General features: G+C 59.7%; 1 pseudogene. It reads left to right on the forward strand.

Going from position 1 to position 658, the window contains the following annotated elements:
- Nucleotides 1-658, forward strand: a pseudogene (locus ACX0G9_RS31710) (hypothetical protein); the annotation flags it as partial.

Consider the following 658-nt stretch of genomic DNA (forward strand, 5'->3'; position numbering starts at 1 on the left):
CCGGGTCTGGCACGGGGATATCTGAATGAGGCGGAGCTAACGGCAGATCGGTTTGTGACCGATCCGTTCGGTCCGGCAGATGGGAGGGGCGGTTCGGGCCGGTTGTACCGGACGGGTGATTGGTGCCGCTGGCAGCCGGATGGTCATATCGAGTACCTGGGTCGCCGGGATGAGCAGGTGAAGATCCGCGGTTACCGGATCGAACCGGGGGAGATCGAAAGCTGTCTGAGCGGACTGGAGGGTGTGGGAGCGGTCAAGGTGCTGGCGGTGCAGCATGGGGCAGGGGCTGAGCAGGAGTTGACGGCCTATGTGGAGGTGGACGCGCGGCGTTATCCGCTGCTGGCCCGTTATCAGGGTTTGTTGCAGAGCCGGGAAGTACGGGCGGCAGAGCTGTATACGCTGGCAAACGGGTTACCGATACTGGGCGCAAATCAGAACGAAGTACGATTTTTATACCAGGAGATCTTTGCGGAGCTGTGTTACCTGAAACACGGTATTGGGCTGGGCCAGGAGGGCTGCGTGCTGGATGTGGGAGCGAACATTGGTTTTTTCACGGTTTTTCTGCATGTACTGGCCCCTGCCCTGCGGATCTATTCCTTCGAGCCGGTTCCGGAGGTGTATGGTTATCTGTCGCGTAACCGTGCGCTGTATGGGATAC

It is taken from the genome of Flavitalea flava, assembly GCF_054461575.1.